Here is a 15,915-nt window from a genome sequence, read left to right as displayed (position 1 = left end):
CCGGCGAAGCGGTCACCGATCCGTGCGACGACACGCCCCGTCCTCGTGCTGCGAGGGGCGTGGCCCTTCGCGAGCTCTGCGGTCGCGGTCCGTGGACCGTGCGGCCTCGAGGTCGGACAGGCCGCTGCTCCCCCGGCCGGGGGGCGAGCTCGTCGTGCCGCGTCGGCCGAGTCGACGAATGTGACCGTCTCCCCGAGGGGCGCCCGGCCCGTGCGGGAGTGGTTCACCGTGGCGTCCTCGAACCCGATCGACATACCGCAGAAGAGGATCAGTTCGTCCGGCGGCGACAGGATCTTCGCGACGGTCGTGCGGTACTTCGCCCACGCCATCTGCGGGCAACTGTGCAGTCCTTCGGCGCGGAGGAGCAGCATGACGGTCTGCAGATACATGCCGAGGTCGGACCATTGGGGCCTGCCCATGCCGCGGTCGACGTAGCAGAACAGGGACGCGGGCGCCCCGAAGCAGTCCCAGTTCGCGGAAGCCGCCCGCTGGCGCGCCTCCAGGTCCTCGCGCGGAATGCCGAGTGCGCCGTAGCGCTCCGCACCGAAGGCCGACCGGCGCTCTCGGTACGGGGACTTCAACTCGGCGGGGTACTGCTCGTACTCCGGCTCGTCCCAGGGTTCGCCCGTGGCCAGCCGCTCGCCGACCCGCCTCTTGAGCTCGGCCAGTGGCGCACCTGTCAGGACGTAGACATGCCACGGCTGGATGTTCGATGCGGACGGCGTCCAGGCCGCGGCGGACACCACGCGCTCAAGCGTCTCTCTCGGGACCTGCCGGTCCGTGAACCCGCGCACCGCACGTCGGGTGGTGACCGCTTCGTAGACGTCCATGATCGCCTGCCTCCCTGGCCGCTCGATTGCAGTAGCTATCGTTGCACTCAAGATAGTATCACTCAAGACGATCTCATGATTGACTATCTCGGCCAAGAAGAATTGCCGACCCACGGCTGCCCGCCGGGGCCCTGCACATCGGAGAAGGCCATGGCCACACTGCTGCACATCGATTCGTCCGTATTTCCAGGAGAGGCGTCCTCGTCCCGCGCGGTCACGGCGGCCTTCCGCGAGGCGTGGAGGGAGCACCACCCGGAAGGCACGGTGGTCTACCGTGACCTCGCCGCCAGCCCCGTCGCGCACATCACCGCCGACGCCTGGTCCGCCGGTTACACCGCCCCGTCCGACCGCACCCCCGCGCAGTCCGCCGCGTTCGCCGAACGCCTGAAGCTCATCGAGGAACTGGAGCAGGCGGACGCGGTCCTGATCGGCGCGCCCATGTACAACTACTCGGTCCCGTCGACCCTCAAGGCGTGGCTGGACAGCGTGCTCCTGATGGGCCGCACCGCGGGCGAGGCTCCCACCGCCCAGGGCACCCCGGCCGTCGTCGTCGCCAGCCGTGGCGGCTCCTATGCGCCGGGCACCCCGCGCGAGGGCTTCGAGTTCGTACAGAACTATCTGGAGGCCGTCCTCAAGGGCACTCTGGGCCTGGATCTCGACTTCATCGTCCCCGAGCTCACCATGGCCCCCCGTAACCCGGCCATGTCGGAACTGGTCCCCCTCTACGAGGCCTCCCGCAAGCGCGCCTTCGAGGACGCGACGATCAAGGCCGAGCGACTCGCGGAACGCCTCGCCGCGTAACTCCCACGTCATGGGCGCCGCGTGACACTCCGCCCGAGGAGGTCACACGGCGCCTTCGTCGTCCATGCCCCCGTCGCCGAGGAGGCCGCCCGCATCGCAGCGGCGACCCGGCCCCGAGCACGACAGCGACCCACGACCGAACGGCGCTGTGTGCGGGGACGCAGATCCGGCCGATCCGGTACGGGCGCGGCAGCCGTGCCGACGGGCCCGGACTCGGTCGAGGGCACCGCCCGGCCGCCCTCGACCGCCGACGCCCGGTGGAGACGGCCGCGGCCCACGAGGGCGGCCGACCGCGAAATACGACGGAAAGCGCCGACGCGGCCGGCACGCAGGTGTCGAGCGAGCGCCTACGCCTTGCCGTCAGCGGGATAGACGAACCGCGTCAGCAGATCAACCAGCTGCTCGGCATCACCGGGCGCCAGTTCGGCGACCAGACGCTCGGACAGCGGTGCCGCCAGCACATGAGCCGCGTCGAAAAGCTCGATGCCCCGGGGCGTGATCTCCACGGCCCGCGCCCGCCGGTCCCCCGGAACGGGCTTGCGGACAGCCAGCCCCTTGCTCTCCAGGTCGTCGACGATCCGCATGATCCCCGCCTTGTCCGACCCCGTTTCCGCAGCCAGGTCCCGCTGCACGGTGGGCCCGCGGTCGACCAGCACGATGAGCACGGCGAAGTGGCGCAACTCGATGCCGAGCGGCCGAAGCGCCTCACCCATCACCGCCGCCGCGTGCCAGTGCGCCCTGCGCAGCAGCAGGCCGAGGGCGAAAGGCGAGGTGTCCCCCGGGCGGTCGGTCGCACGCGCGGTGGTCCGAGGCGGAACGTCAGCTGTCATGAACCCACACTACAACCATTTACTCGGTCGATACAGTATCGTTTGAAACTAAATACGACCAACGCAGAGCGGATAGAACGCCGTCAGGTCGGCCTCGGGCATGGAGTCCGGGGTCGCCCGGTCGGTCTGATCGGCTTCCTTCGTATAGGCCCTGTTCCTGTCGTCCGACCTCCGGTCGAGGCCCTTCACGCCGCCGAGCCGGGCCGCCGTCGAATAGACGCCGTCACCCTCGTGACCGTAGGACGCGAGGTCCGGGTAGCGGTCGTGATCGTAGTCGGCGACGGCGATCGCACGCGGCTCGCTCAGGTCGACGTGGTGATCGCTCTGCCCCCGTCCGCGTGCCGAGAAGGGCCCGAGCCGCAGCTCGGAGACGTCCGGTCGCACCGGGTCGTCGCCCTGGAACGCGCCGGTGGCGACGACGAAGAGGTCACTCCAGCCGTCCCGGTCGAAGTCCGCCACGACGGCGAGCACGTCCTTCGCGCCGTCCCCGCGCTCCCCGACCAGATCCCGTGGCCCCACCTTCGCGCCCCGCCCTCCCTCGGCTCCGAACGTGATGGTCAGGCCGGCGCCGGTGCGGGACGGGGAGGAGACACGGTCGGCCGTGCCGTCCCCGTCGAGGTCGGCCACCAGAACTCCCGTGGAGGTGGCACAACTTCCGATCGCGGGACCGGCGGCCGGGCGTCCGGGCGGATCGCCCCGGCCGTCGCCGCAACCGGCCATCAGTGCGGTCGACGTCACGAGCGCCAGTACGCAGCACGCCCGCCCGGCTGTTCGTCCCCCGACCCCCATGACGTGACCGCCTTTCCCCACGGCTTGTTTCCGAACAGGCCGAACGTATCGCGCGGACGGAACTCCGCGAACGGCGGTCGCTGCGCATGGTGCGGTGCGCGAAGGGGCAGCGAGAAACGGCGAGCGCCGGGAGCGGAAGGGCGTCCAGCCCAAGCGTCCAGGGCAGTGGCTCTCCGACCGGCCTGCTAGTGGTCCGACCGCGGCGGCCCACGTCGTGGTGCCGTTCGAACGTGCCCGCGCTCCGCCGGGCCGGCGGAAGGAAAGTCGCGAACAAGGCCGCCCCCCTCCATTCACCGACTCGTCCGCGATCGAAAGAAGTCCCGAAAAAATAATTACTGGGGCATTGTCGATAAATGGTGTGACCGCTGTGGTCATACCCCCTTTTTCGTATTGATAATTCCCTCCCCCGTCGCCCCCCACTTAGCGTTGCGTGCCAGATGGGACAACGGACGACGCGAAGGGAGTGGACGATGGCGGAACGCCTCGCCACCGGGCCGCTCGACGGGATGCCGCTGCACGACCCGTCGACGCCTCCAGGCCGATCCGGTTCGTCGCGCCGCTGTTCGCGGCCGTCCGGCGCGCCCCCTCGGCGCCACGGCCGATTCGCCCCTCCCGCCACAACACGCCCCCCGGAGCCCCCATGCCTGCTCTCGACCGCCAGGACAACGTCTTCGTGCTCGACATCGGAGACAGTGAGAACCGCTTCCACCCCGACTGGATCGCGTCGGTCAACGCCGCCCTGGACGAAGTGGAGCAGGCGGAAGGGCCGCGGGCTCTGGTGACCGCGGCGACGGGCAAGTTCTTCTCCAACGGTCTGGATCTGGAATGGCTGTCCGCCCATGGCGAGCATCAGCAGGACTACCGCACCTCGGTCCACAAGCTCTTCGCCCGTGTGCTGGCCCTGCCGATGATCACGGTGGCCGCCCTGCAGGGTCACACCTTCGCCGCAGGCGCCATGCTGTCCCTTGCGCACGACTTCCGCGTCATGCGCGCCGACCGCGGCTTCTGGTGCCTGCCCGAGGCCGACATCAACATCCCGTTCACACCCGGCATGTGCACCCTGATCCAGTCCCGGCTGGCACCGAGGACCGCGCACGAGGCCATGGTCACCGCACGCCGCTACGGCGGGTCGGACGCCGCGGCCGCGGGCATCGTCGACCAGGCGGTCGCCGAGGACGCGGTGCGCTCCACGGCCGTGGAGATCGCCCAGGCGCAGCTGAGCAAGGCCGGAGACACACTCGGCACCATCAAGGCGCGCATGTACGGACCCGTCCTGGAGACCCTGCGCGGCACGGCCGGTCCTCGCGACTGACCCCACCGGTGATCGACGGAGGGCCGGACCCCGCTGCGGCGGGGCCCGGCCCTCCGGTCGCGCGCACCCGGGACCGCCGCACCGTCACCGGAGTCCCGCAAGCAGGCAAGTCGCGCTGCTTCCTCCGCGACGGGACACCCACCCCCGAGCCCTGCCGGGACGCCGACACCCGCTTTAGTTGACTCGTCAAGGAGATTCAGAGATGATTGACGTATCAATTAACTGCACCGTGCCGCACACGGCCGGGGAGCGCAGCAGGAGGAGTCCATGACAGCCCAAGGCTTCGAACTGGGCCTCAACTCGTTCGGGGAGGTCGCGACCGATGACCGCGGCACCCTGAGCGACGCCGAGACGGTTCGCCTGATCGTCGAGGAAGCCGAGCTCGCCGAATCCGTGGGGCTCGACGTGTTCAGCGTCGGCGAGCACTACCGCCGCGGCCACAACGACAGCGCCACCCCGGTCCTGCTCGCCGCGATCGCCACCGCGACGGAGCGGATCCGGCTCGGCACCTCGGTGACCGTGCTGAGCACAAACGATCCGGTGCGGCTGTACCACGAGTTCTCCACACTGGACGCCGTCTCGAACGGGCGCGCCCAGCTCGTGCTCGGGCGGGCGTCGGCCACGGACTCGTTCCCGCTGTTCGGCTACAACCTCGCCGACTACGACGAGCTGTTCGAGGAGAAGCTCGACCTGTTCATGCGTCTCCAGCGCGAGGAGACGGTGACCTGGTCCGGGAGGTTCCGGCCGCCGCTCGTCGAGCAACAGCTGCACCCCCGGATGCCGCCCGGCGGCATCCCGACCTGGATCGGTGTGGGGGGCAGCCCGAACTCCGTGGTGCGCGCGGCCCGTTACGACCTGCCGCTCATGCTGGCCATCATCGGCGGGCGCCCTCAGCGCTTCGCCGGCCACGTCGAGCTCTACCACCGCACACTCGAGCAGCTCGGACACCCGGAGCGGCCGGTCGCCCAGCACTCGCTGGGGATGGTCGCGGAGACCGACGAGGAGGCACTCGAGACCTGGTGGAAGTACTGGCAGCCGCTGGTGGCCCAACTCGCCGAGGAACGCGGGTTCTACAAGCCGACCCGTGAGCGCTATCTGCAGGAGGTCGATTCCGGCGCACTCTTCGTCGGCTCGCCCGAGACCGTCGCCCGCAAGATCGCAACGATGGCACGCGACCTGCGTCTGAGTCGTTTCGACCTCAAGTACGACGTCCTGAACCTGCCCCGCGAAGCCCGGGCCCGCACCATCGAGCTGCTGGGACGCGAAGTCGCCCCGCGGGTGAAGCAACTGCTCACGAAGGAGCCCACCCATGTCTGATCTCGTCTTCGGCCTGGACACGTTCGGCGATGTTCCGACGGACGACACCGGCAGCCCGGTGTCCTACGCGCGTGCCGTCCGGCAGGTCGTCGAGGAGGCAGTTCTCGCGGAGGAGACCGGCGTCGACGTCATCGCCCTCGGAGAGCACCACCGACCGGAGTATGCGATCTCCAGTCCGGAGACCGTGCTCGCGGGCATCGCCACGCGGACCGAACGCATCCGGCTGGCTTCCGGCGTGACCGTGCTGAGCTCCGACGACCCGGTGCGCGTCTTCCAGCGCTTCTCCACCGTGGACGCGCTCTCCGACGGCCGGGCCGAGGTCATCCTCGGACGCGGCTCCTTCACCGAGTCGTTCCCCCTCTTCGGGTACGACCTGAGCGACTACGACGTGCTGTTCGAAGAGAAGATCGAGCTGTTCGCCAAGCTGCTCGAGGAGAAGCCCGTCACCTGGAGCGGGACCAAGCGGGCCGCGCTCGACAACGCCGACGTCTTCCCCAAGACCGAGTCCGGGCACCTGAGCACCTGGGTCGGGGTCGGCGGTTCGCCCCAGTCGGTCGTCCGCACCGCGCATTACGGCTTCCCGCTGATGATCGCCATCATCGGCGGCAACCCGGAGCGGTTCGCCCCCTATATCGACCTCTACCAGCGCGCCACCGACAAGTTCGGTACGACCGCCCATCCGGTCGGGATGCACTCGCCGGGCTTCATCGCCGACACGGACGAGGAGGCCCGCGAACTGCACTGGCCGTACTACCGGGTCATCCGCGACCGTATCGGCGCGCTGCGGGGATGGCCGGCGATCCGCAGGCAGGAGTACGACGCCGAGATCGAGCACGGCTCCCTCTACGTCGGCTCCCCCGAGACGGTCGCCCGCAAGATGGCCGACGCCGTCAAGGCACTGGGCGTCGGCCGGTTCGACCTCATCTACACCTCGGGAACGCAGCCCGTCAGCGCCCGTCTGCGCGCCGTCGAGCTGTACGGCAGCAAGGTGATCCCGATGGTCCGCGACCTACTGGCGGGCTGACGCCGTGAACGGAGAAGACATGGACACCACCGCCGTGCACACCGTCGGCATCCTGGGTGCGGGGAAGGTCGGGACCGTACTGGCCCGTCTCGCCGTCGCGGCCGGCCATCGTGTGCTCATCGCCGGATCGGGCGACCCCGAAAAGATCGCGCTCACCGTCGAAGTCCTCACGCCCGGCGCGGTCCCCGTGACAGCCGAACAGGCCGCGGCGACGGCGGACGTGGTCGTCCTGGCGCTGCCGCTCGGGAAGTACCGGAGCATTCCCGCCGAGACCCTGCGGGGCAAGCTCGTCGTCGACGCGATGAACTACTGGTGGGAGGTGGACGGCATCCGCGAGGACCTCACCGACCCGCTGACCTCCTCCAGCGAGATCGTGCAGGCGTATCTGGCCGGAGCACGTGTGATCAAGGCGTTCAACCACATGGGGTACCACGACCTCGAGGACGAGGCGCGGCCCGCGGGGGCACCGGGACGCAAGGCGATCGCGATCGCCGGCGAGGGGCCGGACGACCTCGCGACCGTTGCGCGCCTCGTCGACGCCCTCGGCTTCGACCCCGTCGTCGCCGGCCCTCTGGCCGAAGGCGTACGACTGGAACCCGGCACCGAGCCCTTCGGCGCCGATGTCGGCGCCGAGGAACTGCGGGGAATGCTCGACCGCTTCCCGGAGTCGGAACGGGGGCGGACCGTACTCAGCGCACGGGCGGCCGCCGCGGCGTCGGCCGAGACCGCCGCCTGACCCTCGCCGACGCCGGGCCGGGGGCCCGCTCGGCACACGCCCGACGACGAGGTCGCACGGCCCGGCGTGACGTCCGGGCCGTCCGGCCGCCCGCCGCAGTCGTGACCCCCCGCGCGGTCGACGTCGAGGCGGCCGAGCATCGCCGGACCTCTCCCCGGCCAGCCGTTCGGGGCTTGGGGGTCCGGCGGCGGGGCGGCCCGGTGCGCGGACAGCGGGCCGCCGTGGCCGTGGGCCCCGACCGCGAGGTCGACACGAAGGCGCCCGCGCCTCGGAGAGGTTGAGCGGGGGCAATCGACGGAGTGCCCGTGACCGGGCCGTCCGGGACCGCCGGTTCGCCGAGGGTCTGTCACACCGGGACCCCCCAACTCCGTCAGGTCATCGGGGGAGTCCGCCTCTGACGAGGGAGTCCGCGATGACCGACGCCGCCTTTGTGAAGACCGTGCGCTACACGAGCCTGCTGTGCTGCGCGATCCTGTCGGGGGTCGCCGTCACCGTGCTCTTTCTCGAGCTGGCGCTCAGGCAGCTGACCGGGCCGGCCTACATCCGCGTTCGCCAGGTCGAGTTCGGCTTCTTCACCTGGTACATCGGCGCCGTCACCGTACCGACCCTGGTCGCCGTGGTGATGCTCGTCCTCCACGCGCGCCGGGCGCACAGCGCCGTCCTGCGTCCGTCGGTCGTCGCACTCGTTCTGCTGCTCCTGGCCCTGCTGGTCACCCTCGTGGTCAACGGCCCCGTCAACGTCCAGGAGTCGGGCTGGAACGCGCTCACTCCGCCCGCCGACTGGGCGCGCGTCCGCGACCGTTGGCAGATCGCCCACGCCGTGCGGACCGTGGCGATCGTCCTCGCACTCGGCTTCCTCGGGGTGGCGGTCCCGGACCGCCCGGCTCCCGTTTCGTCCGGCCACGGCGGCGCCGAGACCTGACCCGCGCTGCTCCGGGCGCCGGGGCCCCGACGGGGGCGCAGCACTCCGGGATCCCCGTACGCCCACGGCATCGCGTTCCGAGCAGGCCGAGCCCGCCCCCTCCGCCGCCACCGGGCCGAACCCGCGTCACCTGCGGCGGAACGAGCACGCGAAGATCCCCTTCGAGGCCGGTCCGACAGTCACCCGAGGAGCGCCTCGATGATCAGCGGCCAGGCGGTCCGGCCCAATCGGGCGTCGGCGTCAGGGGTTCCGCCGTAAAGATGGTCCGCGGACGGCAGGGCAGGACTCTCGCCGGGGAATCGAGTGCGGTGACCGGCGTCGTCCCGGCTGATCAACCGCACCGGCGACCCGGACGAGCGACGGCGGGCGGCCAGTTCTTCGGCGTAGGGCAGCGAGGGCCACATCGCGTCGTCGCCCCCGGCCACGAGCAGTACGTCGGCCGCTGCCCTCTCCACCGGGATCGCCGTCTCGGCGAGCAGATGGGCGAAGGTCCGTTCACTGCGTTCGTACCATCCGCGGACGGCGACCGGTCCGCCGTGCGGCTCGCGGGGGGTCCAGGTGTCGTCCATGGGCATGAAGGGCAGTGGCTCTCCCCGCCACGTCCAGGACGAGCGGTAGGGCCGCGCTCGTCCGTCGCGCCCGGGACCGACGTTGCACCAGACCCGCGAGGTCGGCGACACCGGGACCACGACGTCCACACGCGGGTCGTGCACCGCGGTGAGCAGGGCGGCCTCGGCTCCCTTGGAGACACCCAGGACACCGATGCGCCGTGCGCCCGCCGACCCGAGCACGTCGACGGCGGCGGTGAACGTCTCCAGTGGGATCTCGCAGATACCCGCCGGCTGTCCCGGACCGCCGAACCAGCGGATCGCCAGAGCGGTCACCCCGTGCCGCGCGAGGATCCGAGCCCTCTCCCGCTCGACCCGTCCGCTCGAGCCCGCCAGGACCACCACGGCCGCGTCACCGCCACCGACCGGTGTGACCAGGACGCCCTCCCAGGGAGAGGACACCTCGCGCTCATGAACCTCCACACGGACCCCCTCGAACACTGGCCCGACAGGCCGGCCGCCCGGAGCCTACGGCGTCACGGCCGCGGGTGAACACCGGGAACCGGTCGCCACGGCACCCGTGCGGCGAGCGCCGGCACACCGAAGGGCCCCGGGGCGTCCCGGGCTACGGCTCGATCAGCCCGACTCGGATGGCGTACCTGGTGAGTTGAAGGCGGTCCTTCATGCCCAGCTTCTCCAGGAGATTCGCCCGGTGCCGTTCCACGGTCTTGACGCTGATGACGAGGATGTCGGCGATCTCCTGTGAAGTGTGGCCCTCGGCCACGAGTTTGAGGATCTCCTCCTCGCGGTTGGTGATCGCCCGCTCCGGGATCGGCTCGCCCTGCCTGGCGCGGTCGAGGTAGTTGCGGACGAGGGCGTTGACGGCGCCGGGGTAGAGGAAGGGCTCGCCGCGCATGGTGGCGCGGCAGGCTTCGACGAGATCACGGTCGGCGACGGATTTCAGCACATAGCCGGAGGCGCCTGCCGCCAGGGCCTCGAAGAAGTACTGCTCGTTGTCGTACATGGTCAGGATCAGGATGCGCAGGTCCGGCTGGATGCGGGCGAGTTCGCGGGCGGCCTGCAGTCCGGTCATGCGGGGCATGGCGACGTCGAGAATGGCCAGGTCCGGCCGGTGGGTGCGGGCGGCCTCGACGGCTTCCGCGCCGTCACCGGCTTCGGCGACGACGGTGAGGTCGGGTTCGCCTTCGAGGATGAGCCGGACTCCCCGGCGGACCAGATGGTGGTCGTCGGCGAGGAGGATACGGGTCGGGGGCGCCTTGGACATGGTCAGTGGCTCCGTCGGTGGGCGGGCACGGTCAGGCGTACCTCGGTGCCCGCGTCGGGGCCCGGGGCGAGGGTGAGGGTCGCTCCGATGAGCAGGGCGCGTTCCCGCATGCCGCTGATGCCGGCTCCCTCGGGAGCGCCGTCGATGCCCCGGCCGTCGTCGCGGATGACCAGCTCCACACCGGCCGGAGTGCGCCGGAGTGTGAGGTCCACGCGGCGGGCCCCGGCATGGCGGGCGGCGTTGGTCAGGCTTTCCTGCGCGACTCGGTAGAGCACGAGTTCGACATCCCGGCTCAACGGCGGCAGATCGGTGTCGATGCGATGGCGTACCGCGAGGCCGGGTCGGGTGAACTCGTTGGCCAGCGCCTTCAGGGCGCTGACCAGGCCGAGGTCCTCCAGGACACCCGGGCGCAGCCGGCGGGCGATGCGGCGGATCTCGTCCAGGCCGGCGCGGGTGGTCTCCTGCACCCGGTGGAGATCGGCCCCCAGGGCGGGAGGGGCGTGGTCGGCGACGCGTTTGAGTTCGAGCAGTACGGCCGTGAGGGTCTGGCCGACCTCGTCGTGGAGCTCCTGCGCGATGCGGTGGCGCTCGGCCTCCTGTGCGGACAGGGCTCGAGCGGCGCTGGTGGCGCGTTCGGTCTCCAGACGGTCGAGCATCGAGTTGAAGGTCGTGATCAGCTCGGCGACCTCGCCGTGACCGGCGACCACCGGGCGGGCTCCCGGGCGGAGCAGGTCGATGGCGGTCATGGCACGGGTGAGGCGCTGCAGCGGGGCGAGGCCGATGCGCAGCAGGACGGCGTTGGCGACGAGCATCGCGGCCAGTCCCGCGGTCAGGACGGCCGCCTCGGTGAGCAGGACGGGGCTGGACACGGTGACCGGCCCCAGCAGCAGGGCGGTGGCACAGATGAGTACGACGGCGTTGAGCAGGAAGATCCGCCAGAACAAGGGCACCGACCTCGCCTCCGTCCCATCGCCGTCCGTGACGCCATGAGCCCGCCGCGGTGCCGCCCGCCGGCGCGTGCCCCGGTGCCGTCGAGGGGCCCACGGCCGTCATGGCCAGCGTGCGGGGTGCGGTGCGCCGGTGTCCATCGGTGCCGACACCCATTCGGCCGCACATGACATGGGTGCGGGGCGCCCGCGGAAATGGGTGGTGGACCCGATGGTGTCGCTCCCGGCCCCCGTGTGACGGTGGCATGGACCCCCTGACCTGCCGGTCCTCGGAAGGAGCCACCATGACACGTCCTGACGTCGACCTGCCGCACGCTCTCGACGAGCGGGTGGAGCGAAGGGACCCGCGTGGTGCCCGCGGCCCGGAGACCGGACATCCGCGGCGGCCGCGGGAGCACGGGCGCGGCCTGGCCCGGGCGCTGCCGGCACTCGCCGTGGTGATGCTCGTCGTGGGCCTGGTACTGCCGCAGGGCCTGATCCTGGCCGCGGGTCTGGTCCTGGCGGGGTCGGCCGCGTATCTGTTCGCGCCCCCACAGGGACCCGCCGCACGCCACCCACGTCCCCGCTGACGTCCGACGCCGCACCGGGCGGCCGGGAGTGATCAGCGGAACCGGTTATCCGAAAGACCACAGACCCGAGGAGGACTTATCCGCCCCGTCAGTCGCTGCACCTTCGACCCTCCGCGCGGAAGGTGGTGACCCGTGGGACATGCCGACACTCTGCTCGCCATGGGCGGCGCCTTCCTCGCCGCCGCCGTCCTCGCCCGTCTCGGCAGCCGGATCGGGCTGCCGACCATCCCGCTGTTCATGCTCGCCGGCATTCTGCTCGGCCCCCACACCCCGGGTCTCGTCCTGGTCGAGGACGCACACGACTTCGAGATGCTGTCCGCGCTCGGTCTGGTGCTGCTGCTGTTCTACCTGGGTCTGGAGTTCCACCTCGACGACCTCAGGAGCGGCGGCAGGCGCCTGCCGATCGCCGGTGGGATCTATCTGCTGCTGAACGTCGGGGCCGGTCTGGGCTTCGGGTTCGCCCTCGGCTGGGGGGCACGGGAGGCGCTGGTGCTCGCCGGGGTACTGGGGATCTCCTCCTCCGCGATCGTCACCAAGATCCTCATCGACCTCGGCCGCATCTCGCGCCCGGAGACACGCTTGATCCTGGGCGTGATAGTGGTGGAGGACATCTTCCTCGCGCTGTATCTCGCCGCCCTCCAACCGGTCATCAGCGGTGCCCAGGGCCTCACCGACACGGTCCTGCAGGCGGCCAAGGCGTTCGGGTTCCTCCTGGTGCTGGCCGCCGCCGCCCGCTACGGCACCCGGCTGATCGGCCGCCTGATGGCGGTGCGCGACAACGAACTGCTGGTCGTCAGCTTCCTCGGCGTCACGGTCCTCGTCGCCGGCGTCTCCGAGGTCCTCGGGGTCGCCGACGCGATCGGCGCCTTCATGGCCGGCCTGATCCTCGCCGGGACCCCCTCCGGCCCGCGGATCCGTGAACTCGTGCACCCCCTGCGCGACGCCTTCGCCGCCATCTTCTTCCTCGCGTTCGGCCTGGCCATCGATCCCGGGCACCTGGCGTCTGTCGCGGGACCGGTGGCCGCCGCGGCAGCGCTGACCGTCGTGATGAACCTGATCGCGGGACTGCTCGTCGCCCGCCTCTACCGCTACGGCCCCGGGCCCGCCGCGGACATCGCCACCACTCTCCTAGCGCGGGGGGAGTTCGCACTGATCCTCGCCGCCATGGCCACCAGTGCGGGCCTGGACGACCGCCTCGCCCCGTTCATCGCCGGATACGTGCTGGTCCTCGCCGTCCTCGGACCCATTGCCGCCGGGCGCGCCCATCTGCTCGCCCGTCTCCTCGATGCCGCGGTCGCCCGACTGCCGGTCCGCCCTGACCCCCTCCGCACATCCGACGGCCCGCGACCGAGCGGGCCGGAGGCCGCCACCCCTGCGCCCGAAGCCGGGGGAACGCCGTGCGGGGGCCGCCACGACACGGAGCGTGCTGCCGCCCGTGGCGCCTGACTGCTGGGCCGCGACCGGGTGAGGGTCGCGGCATCGTCGGACATCCGCCCCGTCCGGCCCGCGCACCGTCGAACAGAGCGCCGCCGGTGGGTGGTTCAACGGTGTGGTGGCCGGGCACGGCCGGGTTCCGGCGTACCGGCCGAACCGCCCCGGCTCCGCCTCACCGGCGACTGGCACACTGACCGGACCCCGCTGTCCGGCGAAAGAGAGCCTCCGCATGTCGATGGTCGGCAACCTGCGCAAAGTCGCCCGGCTGACGCGACGCAGCCGACGCGTGGACCTCAGCCATCCGGCCCGCTCCCCGCTCGGCTCCACCGTCGTCAACTGCGTCGTCTACCGCGACGGTGTCCGACGGCCCGGCGTCGACTCCGTGGAGGAAGCCGTACGGCAGGTCCACCGGCATCGGCACGGTTTCGTGTGGCTGGGCCTGCACGAGCCGACCGAAGACGAATTCGCCGGAGTCGCCGAACTGTTCGGACTGCACCCGCTCGCCGTCGAGGACGCCGTCCACGCACATCAGCGCCCCAAGGTCGAGCAGTACGGCGACGTCCTGTTCGCCGTCTTCAAGACCGTCACCTACGTCGAACACGGCGAACTCACCGCCACCAGCGAGGTCGTCGACACGGGCGAGATCATGGTCTTCACCGGCCCCGACTTCGTCGTCACCGTCCGCCACGGCCGCCACGGCTCCCTCGGCCCCCTGCGCGAGGACCTGGAGGCCGACCCGGAGCAGCTCGCCAAGGGTCCCTCCGCGGTGCTGCACGCCCTCGCGGACCATGTCGTCGACGACTACCTGACCGTCATCGACGCGGTTCTCAACGACATCGAGGAGGTCGAGACCGACGTCTTCTCCCCGCACACACCGCGAAGCGCCGACGCCGGCCGCATCTATCAGCTCAAGCGCGAACTCCTGGAACTCAAAAGGGCCGTGCTCCCCCTCGCCCGCCCCCTGTCCCGGCTCGCCACGGAGCCGATGCGCTCGGTCGACGGGGAGATACAGGCCTACTTCCGCGATGTCGCCGACCACCTCTTCCGCGTCACCGAACAGGTCACCGCCTTCGACGCGCTGCTCGACTCGATCCTGCAGGCCCATCTGGCCCAGGTGGCGGTGGCCCAGAACGAGGACATGCGGAAGATCACCGCGTGGGCCGCGATCATCGCCGTCCCCACCATGGTGTGCGGCGTGTACGGCATGAACTTCGACCACATGCCGGAACTGCACTGGCGCCTCGGCTACCCCCTCGCCCTCTGTGTCATCGCGGCCGCCTGCTTCGTCATCCACCGCGGCTTCAAACGCAACGGCTGGCTGTGAGGCCGACGGCCCGTCGACGGTGCGACCCGACGGCGGTGACTCGTCCGCGACCGGGCTCGTGATGCCCTCGGGGTGCCGTCCGATAGGCTCCCCCGGTTGATCGGAAAGGGGCTGACATGCGGTTCCGCTGTGCCGTGCTCGACGACTTCCAGCAGGTCGCCACGACCGTCGCGGACTGGTCGGCGCTGGCGGACCGGGTCGACGTGGTGTCCTTCGCCGAGCACTTCGCCGACGAGGACGCACTGGCGGAGGCGCTCGCCGAGTTCGACATCGTCGTCACACTGCGCGAGCGCGTGCCGTTCCCCGGGTCGCTCTTCGCCCGGCTGCCGCGGCTGCGGCTTCTGGTCGCCTCGGGAATGCGGAACACCGTCATCGACCACGCCGCCGCGCAGGCGCACGGAGTGACCGTGTGCGGCACGGCGAGTTCCTCCGCACCACCCGTCGAGCTGACGTGGGCCCTGCTGCTCGGACTCGCGCGCGGCATCGTCGAGGAGAGCAACGCCCTGCGCGACGGCGGGCCCTGGCAGAGCACTGTGGGCGCGGATCTGCACGGCCGACGGCTCGGACTGCTCGGGCTCGGGAAGATCGGCGGCCGGGTGGCGCGGATCGGGCTGGCCTTCGGCATGGAGGTCGTGGCCTGGAGCCGCAACCTCAGCGAGGAACGCGCGAGCGAAGTGGGCGTCGAACTCGCCCCGTCCATGGACGAGTTGCTCACAAGCAGCGACTTCGTGTCGGTGCACCTCGCGCTCGGCGACCGCTCACGCGGCCTGATCGGCGCCCGCGAACTCGCGCTCCTGAAGCCGACCGCCTACCTGATCAACACCTCGCGCGCCGCCATCGTCGACCAGGACGCCCTGCTCACCGCACTGCACCGAGGCCGCATCGCAGGCGCCGGCGTCGATGTGTTCGACGTCGAACCGCTTCCGGCGGACCACCCGATGCGCACGGCCCCGCGTCTGCTCGCCACCCCGCACCTGGGGTATGTGTCGCACACCAACTACGCCACGTACTACGGCCAGGCGGTCGAGGACATCCAGGCGTATCTCTCCGGGGAGCCCGTGCGCCGGCTGGGCTGACCCGCCCGAGCCGTGCGTCGACTCTCACTCCCGGCCCCGCGGACGCGGCCGCCCGCTCCGGCTCGACGGGGGCGCGGCGCGGTCACCCGCGAGTACCCGTCGACGGGCCGGAGCGCGCCGCTCGTCCGGCCGGAAGCGCCCGCCGTCGGCACGAAGGTTCCGCGGCGATCG

Annotated in this window: 15 protein-coding genes and 1 pseudogene; 10 read left to right on the top strand and 6 right to left on the bottom strand. The window is 71.1% G+C overall.

What is annotated here, in order from left to right; translation table 11 throughout:
• Positions 1-170 precede the first annotated feature (170 nt).
• Positions 171-830 (bottom strand): annotated as a pseudogene (locus RCR19_RS23785) (nitroreductase); the annotation flags it as partial.
• Between the two features lie 150 nt (positions 831-980).
• Here RCR19_RS23785 and RCR19_RS23780 point away from each other — a divergent pair.
• The gene (locus tag RCR19_RS23780) at positions 981-1,631 is read left to right on the top strand and encodes an NAD(P)H-dependent oxidoreductase (RefSeq protein ID WP_331266965.1); all 651 of its coding nucleotides are present in this window, start codon (positions 981-983) and stop codon (positions 1,629-1,631) included.
• A 347-nt stretch (positions 1,632-1,978) separates the two neighbouring features.
• On the opposite strand, the gene RCR19_RS23775 is transcribed toward RCR19_RS23780, so the two are convergent.
• Both RCR19_RS23775 and RCR19_RS23770 read right to left on the bottom strand, forming a co-directional pair.
• On the bottom strand, positions 1,979-2,461 hold the full coding sequence (locus RCR19_RS23775) for a MarR family transcriptional regulator (protein WP_331266964.1): 483 nt from the start codon (positions 2,459-2,461) through the stop codon (positions 1,979-1,981).
• A 48-nt stretch (positions 2,462-2,509) separates the two neighbouring features.
• A complete protein-coding gene (locus RCR19_RS23770; RefSeq protein ID WP_331266963.1) occupies positions 2,510-3,199 on the bottom strand; it encodes a VCBS repeat-containing protein in 690 nt (229 codons plus the stop codon).
• Between the two features lie 691 nt (positions 3,200-3,890).
• On the opposite strand from RCR19_RS23770, the gene RCR19_RS23765 reads away from it, so the two are divergent.
• From RCR19_RS23765 to RCR19_RS23745, 5 genes are all read left to right on the top strand, one after another.
• Entirely contained in the window at positions 3,891-4,562 is a 672-nt protein-coding gene (locus tag RCR19_RS23765) for an enoyl-CoA hydratase-related protein (protein WP_331266962.1), read from the top strand.
• Between the two features lie 267 nt (positions 4,563-4,829).
• Positions 4,830-5,879 (top strand): LLM class flavin-dependent oxidoreductase, encoded by a 1,050-nt coding sequence (locus tag RCR19_RS23760; RefSeq protein WP_331266961.1) that lies wholly within the window; start codon positions 4,830-4,832, stop codon positions 5,877-5,879.
• Positions 5,872-6,903, top strand: a complete 1,032-nt coding sequence (locus RCR19_RS23755; protein ID WP_331266960.1) for an LLM class flavin-dependent oxidoreductase — start codon at positions 5,872-5,874, stop codon at positions 6,901-6,903. The genes RCR19_RS23760 and RCR19_RS23755 overlap by 8 nt, the downstream gene beginning before the upstream one ends.
• A gap of 19 nt (positions 6,904-6,922) precedes the next feature.
• On the top strand, positions 6,923-7,639 hold the full coding sequence (locus RCR19_RS23750; RefSeq protein WP_331266959.1) for an NADPH-dependent F420 reductase: 717 nt from the start codon (positions 6,923-6,925) through the stop codon (positions 7,637-7,639).
• Between the two features lie 412 nt (positions 7,640-8,051).
• Positions 8,052-8,561, top strand: a complete 510-nt coding sequence (locus RCR19_RS23745; protein WP_331266958.1) for an anthrone oxygenase family protein — start codon at positions 8,052-8,054, stop codon at positions 8,559-8,561.
• A 179-nt stretch (positions 8,562-8,740) separates the two neighbouring features.
• On the opposite strand, the gene RCR19_RS23740 is transcribed toward RCR19_RS23745, so the two are convergent.
• The 3 genes from RCR19_RS23740 to RCR19_RS23730 form a co-directional block, all read right to left on the bottom strand.
• The gene (locus tag RCR19_RS23740; RefSeq protein WP_331266957.1) at positions 8,741-9,592 is read right to left on the bottom strand and encodes an acyl-CoA thioester hydrolase/BAAT C-terminal domain-containing protein; all 852 of its coding nucleotides are present in this window, start codon (positions 9,590-9,592) and stop codon (positions 8,741-8,743) included.
• Between the two features lie 142 nt (positions 9,593-9,734).
• Positions 9,735-10,394 carry a response regulator transcription factor gene (locus tag RCR19_RS23735; protein ID WP_331266956.1) on the bottom strand — a complete coding sequence of 220 codons (660 nt, stop codon included), beginning with the start codon at positions 10,392-10,394 and terminating at the stop codon, positions 9,735-9,737.
• A 2-nt stretch (positions 10,395-10,396) separates the two neighbouring features.
• Complete coding sequence (locus RCR19_RS23730; RefSeq protein ID WP_331266955.1) at positions 10,397-11,344, bottom strand: HAMP domain-containing sensor histidine kinase; 948 nt, start codon at positions 11,342-11,344, stop codon at positions 10,397-10,399.
• A 281-nt stretch (positions 11,345-11,625) separates the two neighbouring features.
• Between RCR19_RS23730 and RCR19_RS23725 the strand changes: the two genes are divergently transcribed.
• From RCR19_RS23725 to RCR19_RS23710, 4 genes are all read left to right on the top strand, one after another.
• Entirely contained in the window at positions 11,626-11,910 is a 285-nt protein-coding gene (locus RCR19_RS23725; RefSeq protein ID WP_331266954.1) for a hypothetical protein, read from the top strand.
• A gap of 132 nt (positions 11,911-12,042) precedes the next feature.
• Positions 12,043-13,356, top strand: a complete 1,314-nt coding sequence (locus RCR19_RS23720; protein ID WP_331266953.1) for a cation:proton antiporter — start codon at positions 12,043-12,045, stop codon at positions 13,354-13,356.
• Between the two features lie 217 nt (positions 13,357-13,573).
• Positions 13,574-14,668, top strand: coding sequence for a magnesium and cobalt transport protein CorA (locus RCR19_RS23715; protein ID WP_331266952.1), 1,095 nt, complete (start codon positions 13,574-13,576; stop codon positions 14,666-14,668).
• Positions 14,669-14,784: 116 nt separating this feature from the next.
• Positions 14,785-15,744 (top strand): D-2-hydroxyacid dehydrogenase family protein, encoded by a 960-nt coding sequence (locus RCR19_RS23710; protein WP_331266951.1) that lies wholly within the window; start codon positions 14,785-14,787, stop codon positions 15,742-15,744.
• Positions 15,745-15,915: the final 171 nt, after the last annotated feature.

Source organism: Streptomyces sp. WAC07094, assembly GCF_036320405.1.
GTDB lineage: Bacteria > Actinomycetota > Actinomycetes > Streptomycetales > Streptomycetaceae > Streptomyces > Streptomyces lannensis.
The sequence above is the reverse complement of the archived record's forward strand: the minus strand, read 5'-3'. Positions and strand labels throughout refer to the sequence as shown.

Excerpts from the sequence above, each read along its gene's own strand:
- RCR19_RS23750 (WP_331266959.1), top strand. The coding sequence starts at position 6,923 with ATGGACACCACCGCCGTGCACACCGTCGGCATCCTGGGTGCGGGGAAG.
- RCR19_RS23765 (WP_331266962.1), top strand. The coding sequence starts at position 3,891 with ATGCCTGCTCTCGACCGCCAGGACAACGTCTTCGTGCTCGACATCGGA.
- RCR19_RS23775 (WP_331266964.1), bottom strand. The coding sequence starts at position 2,461 with ATGACAGCTGACGTTCCGCCTCGGACCACCGCGCGTGCGACCGACCGC.
- RCR19_RS23755 (WP_331266960.1), top strand. The coding sequence starts at position 5,872 with ATGTCTGATCTCGTCTTCGGCCTGGACACGTTCGGCGATGTTCCGACG.
- RCR19_RS23715 (WP_331266952.1), top strand. The coding sequence starts at position 13,574 with ATGTCGATGGTCGGCAACCTGCGCAAAGTCGCCCGGCTGACGCGACGC.
- RCR19_RS23725 (WP_331266954.1), top strand. The coding sequence starts at position 11,626 with ATGACACGTCCTGACGTCGACCTGCCGCACGCTCTCGACGAGCGGGTG.
- RCR19_RS23780 (WP_331266965.1), top strand. The coding sequence starts at position 981 with ATGGCCACACTGCTGCACATCGATTCGTCCGTATTTCCAGGAGAGGCG.
- RCR19_RS23760 (WP_331266961.1), top strand. The coding sequence starts at position 4,830 with ATGACAGCCCAAGGCTTCGAACTGGGCCTCAACTCGTTCGGGGAGGTC.
- RCR19_RS23710 (WP_331266951.1), top strand. The coding sequence starts at position 14,785 with ATGCGGTTCCGCTGTGCCGTGCTCGACGACTTCCAGCAGGTCGCCACG.
- RCR19_RS23745 (WP_331266958.1), top strand. The coding sequence starts at position 8,052 with ATGACCGACGCCGCCTTTGTGAAGACCGTGCGCTACACGAGCCTGCTG.
- RCR19_RS23735 (WP_331266956.1), bottom strand. The coding sequence starts at position 10,394 with ATGTCCAAGGCGCCCCCGACCCGTATCCTCCTCGCCGACGACCACCAT.